The organism is Ruminococcus sp. CAG:330 (assembly GCF_000437175.1).
In the GTDB taxonomy this organism is placed as follows: domain Bacteria; phylum Bacillota; class Clostridia; order Oscillospirales; family Ruminococcaceae; genus Ruminococcus_C.
On record NZ_FR897983.1, the window covers coordinates 1 to 3,969 of the forward strand.

A 3,969-nucleotide genomic window follows, 5' to 3' on the forward strand; every position below is an offset into this window, starting at 1 on the left:
AAATCCACATATATTTCTTGTGAAGACAGGTTCTAACACAAGCAGAGGAAAAGCAGTCGGTTTTCGAGCCGGCTGCTTTTGGCGTTTTCGGGTGTGAGCGCATAGGATGAAACGGGAGGTGATGCAGAATGAGAGAACGGCTGCAGCGGCTCCTGTGCGTCAAGAGTATTGTGACACTGATTCTGACGGCGACGTTTTCGGCGCTGTCCCTGACTGGTATCATCAGCGGCGAACAATTTGCCACGATTTTCACCACGGTGATCTCGTTCTATTTCGGCACGCAGTACGAGCGCAAGTCGGAGAACCGTATCTCGAATGAATGACAAAAGCCGCCTCATTTTTGGGAATGAGGCGGCTTGCTCTATCTTTTGTGAAGTGGTGTGTTAGTTCAGAATCATTGCACTGAATGCGGTATCCAGCGACTTTTCCTTGACAGCGGCAGCATCATGGGTGTCGGCAGTCACGGTATAGTATGCCTTGATCTTCGGCTCTGTGCCGGACGGACGGATGACAACCTTTGCGCCCTGTTCCAGTGCAAACGCCAGAACATTGGACTTCGGCAGGGTAATCTCAGTCTTGGTGCCGGAAACCAGATTCTTGGAAATACCGGTCTGGTAGTCGTCGAACTGAATCACCTTCAGACCGTCGATCTCGGTCGGATGCTCTTCCCGAAGCTTGGTCATGATGTTCTGCATCTGGATCATACCGCTCTCGCCCTCGAAGGTGAAGCTGTGCTGGCTGTGTACGTAAACGCCGTACTTTTCATACATCCGCTTGCGAGCCTCGATCATGGAGATGCCCTTGGTGCGGTAGTATGCAGCCATTTCGCAAATCAGCATGGAAGCAACAACAGCATCCTTATCTCGTACATAGGTGCCTGCCAGATAGCCGTAGCTCTCCTCGAAACCGAAGATGTAGCGATTCTCCTCGCCCTTCTTTTCCAGGAAGCCGATCTGTTCGCCGATAAACTTGAAGCCGGTGAGCACATCGATGACTTCTACGCCGTATGCCTTGGCGATGGCGTTGACAATATCGGTAGTAACGATGGTCTTGACAGCGATGGGGTTCTTCGGCATGGTACCCATCTGTGTTCTCTGCTCACAGATGTATTCCAGCAGCATTGCGCCAACCTCGTTGCCGGAGAACAGCGCATAGGCATCCCCGTCCGGAACGGCAATGCCCACACGGTCTGCGTCCGGGTCGGTTGCCAGCAGCAGGTCAGGCTTTACCTCACGGCAGAGCTTCAGACCGCATTCCAGCGCTTCACGAATCTCCGGATTCGGATAGGGACAGGTGGTGAAGTTGCCGTCCGGATTTTCCTGTTCCGGAACAACAGTAACGTCCTGAATGCCGATGGCGGAGAGAATGTGTCGAACCGGTTTGTTGCCAGTGCCGTTCAGCGGCGTGTAGACGATCTTCAGACCGCTCTTTGCGCAGAGATCCGGATGAATGCTCTGCTTGAGCACTTCCTGATAATATGCGTCAATGACAGACTGCGGTGTGTAGGAGATTACGCCGTCTGCCATTGCCTTGTCAAATGCAACATGCTTGACATCACGGAAGATATCCAGCGCATTGATCTGTTCCAGAACAGCGTTGGCAGCGTCAATGGTCATCTGGCAGCCATCGCTGCCGTATACCTTGTAGCCGTTGTATTTTGCAGGGTTGTGGCTTGCCGTTACCATAATGCCGGCGCTGCACTGCTGCGCACGAACGGCGTAGGACAGCATCGGGGTAGGCATCAGTTCGGTGTAGATGTGGACACGAATGCCGTTTGCCGCCAGAACCTCGGCAGATGCCTCGGCGAACATTTTGGATTTGATACGGCTGTCATAGGAGATGGCAACACTGGGGTTTTCAAAAGTCGAATTGACGTAGTTGGCAAGACCCTGTGTTGCACGGCGAACCGTGTAGATATTCATCCGATAAGTACCGGCACCGATTACGCCACGCAGACCGCCGGTTCCGAATTCCAAATCCCGATAGAAGCGGTCGCTGATCGCTGCATCATCGCCTGCAATCGACTTCAGCTCCTGCTGCAGATCTGGGTCTTCGGTAGCGTGTTCCAGCCACTGCTGATACAATTCTTTCTCTGTCATGATGATACCTCCATCACATATCACAATTTTTCATCGATATTCTGCACACCGCTTCTTTGGGGTGCATCTCATCTTGGGTATGATCTGAATCATAGGATACCCTTATTATACCACAGTCTGTGGAAAGATGCAACGATTTTTTTGCTGCGAATCGTGAATTTTTTCAGAAAGTGAAAGAATTCAAAGGAAAAATGCGGGAAATGGGTTACAAACGGCAGGGGATACTATATATTATAGGCTTAGTGCTGCTTCAGATCGTCTGCAATGGCTTGCAGATGGAAGATCTGTTCTGCGGATAGTCCGGAGACGTTTAGGGTGCGCTGGTCGTCCAAGCCGAGCAGATAGTCGGCGCTGACGGAGAATGTCTTGGAAATGCGGATGAGCATGTCGATGGATGGCATGATGTTGTTGTTTTCCCAGTTGCTGATGCACTGCTTGGTGACATTCAGGCGTTTGCCGAATTCAATTTGGTTGATGCCCAGGGATTTTCGGAGCTCTTTCAGACGTTCGTCAAACATAAAATCTCCTCCAAGTAAAATTTCTAAATACTATTATATAAAAATCACTTGACAAGAATGAAATACTGTGGTATACTAATATTGGACAAAGACGTAGAATTACGTCAAAGAAAGGAGTATTATATTATGCAAAATCAGATGAACAAACGAAGTACTGCATTTCCCGTCTTGTACATTGTCGCCGCTGCGATTATGATAATTTTCGGGATTGTAGCCAATCATTATGTCGAAGCGGCGACAATGGAGCAATACGGAGAATCTGTACCGGCAGGAGGGTTTATTTGGTTCCTTTATAGTGTAGCAATATTGGTACCATCGGTTTTTCTGTTACAGCATAAGAATCTGAAATGGTGTGTGCTGTTTATGTTGATTGGAGTGGTGGCGTCTTTTATATGGGGACACAATATAATCAGTTTTGTGCTTGACAAGGAACTCGGACATTCTGATGAAGGCGAATTAGGAGAAGTTTTGCAAGACCTACTTCCGTATTATCAAGATGAAGTAAGAGAAGATCGTACAATTGGTGGCGTAGTTCTATTACTGTCAAGCATACCGCTTATTTTGACGTCTATTCCATCTATTGTGCTTTCGGCTGCAATTTTGTGGGCAAATAACGAGAAAGTGTTTACTGCATTGACGGTTGTAGCAACTGTTGTGGCAGTATTGTTGTCAGGTCCATGGCTTATCATTCTGTTTATGGGACTTGCCATTCGAAATGATTTTGACATCCTGTTGCAGGAAAGAACTGAGGCGGAAAAGAAATAATTTTTGTGGATACTCTTGAAAAAACAGGAAATACATGGTATACTAAAATCAGACGATGTTCGACATGACCGAAAGGCAGTGTTGTGTATTGGAATCATGAAAGGGGGGATTAAGATGAGGGCGTTTCTTGCATCCACGTTAGGACAGCTTGTGATGTTCATTGTGTGCTATGCTGTTGCATTTGGAATTGTGTTTGGAGTGGCTGCGCTGGCAAGTTCGATGGATATACCGCTTTTAATGCTGATCGTGCTGGTACCGATTATTATATGCGGGTGGCATTTCATTGATTGGCTTACGCCGGCGATGTTTGTATGGATGTCTTGGGCAGGCTGGGCAATCTATTTCGTGATTAAGCTTATGGCATCCTGCTTTCTGGGATTCTTTATTGCCCCGTATCACATTGCGAAAACAATATGCGATAACGTTTGAGCGGGAATTAAGCGCAAATTAAGGGAGGGCGGCTTGAGAAATCGAGCCGCTTCCTCTTGCTTTTGTGCACAGTAAACAAAAAGGTCTAAGAAACCTTAAAATATATTTTCTTGACAAAGGTAAATGAATGTGATATAATAATAAAGCTGTCGCACGAG

General features: G+C 47.6%; 5 protein-coding genes. 3 read left to right on the plus strand and 2 right to left on the minus strand.

Translation table 11 applies throughout. The annotated features are described in order from the left end of the window. Positions 1-128 precede the first annotated feature (128 nt). A complete protein-coding gene (locus tag QZL66_RS00760) occupies positions 129-323 on the plus strand; it encodes a hypothetical protein (protein ID WP_022409863.1) in 195 nt (64 codons plus the stop codon). Between the two features lie 60 nt (positions 324-383). On the opposite strand, the gene QZL66_RS00765 is transcribed toward QZL66_RS00760, so the two are convergent. Both QZL66_RS00765 and QZL66_RS00770 read right to left on the minus strand, forming a co-directional pair. Beyond that, a complete protein-coding gene (locus tag QZL66_RS00765) occupies positions 384-2,099 on the minus strand; it encodes a phospho-sugar mutase (RefSeq protein WP_022409864.1) in 1,716 nt (571 codons plus the stop codon). A 239-nt stretch (positions 2,100-2,338) separates the two neighbouring features. Beyond that, positions 2,339-2,617 carry a helix-turn-helix domain-containing protein gene (locus tag QZL66_RS00770; protein ID WP_022409865.1) on the minus strand — a complete coding sequence of 93 codons (279 nt, stop codon included), beginning with the start codon at positions 2,615-2,617 and terminating at the stop codon, positions 2,339-2,341. A gap of 126 nt (positions 2,618-2,743) precedes the next feature. Here QZL66_RS00770 and QZL66_RS00775 point away from each other — a divergent pair, with 126 nt between their 5' ends. Both QZL66_RS00775 and QZL66_RS00780 read left to right on the plus strand, forming a co-directional pair. Continuing rightward, entirely contained in the window at positions 2,744-3,382 is a 639-nt protein-coding gene (locus QZL66_RS00775) for a hypothetical protein (protein WP_022409866.1), read from the plus strand. A gap of 114 nt (positions 3,383-3,496) precedes the next feature. Further along, entirely contained in the window at positions 3,497-3,811 is a 315-nt protein-coding gene (locus QZL66_RS00780) for a hypothetical protein (RefSeq protein ID WP_022409867.1), read from the plus strand. Positions 3,812-3,969 lie beyond the last annotated feature (158 nt).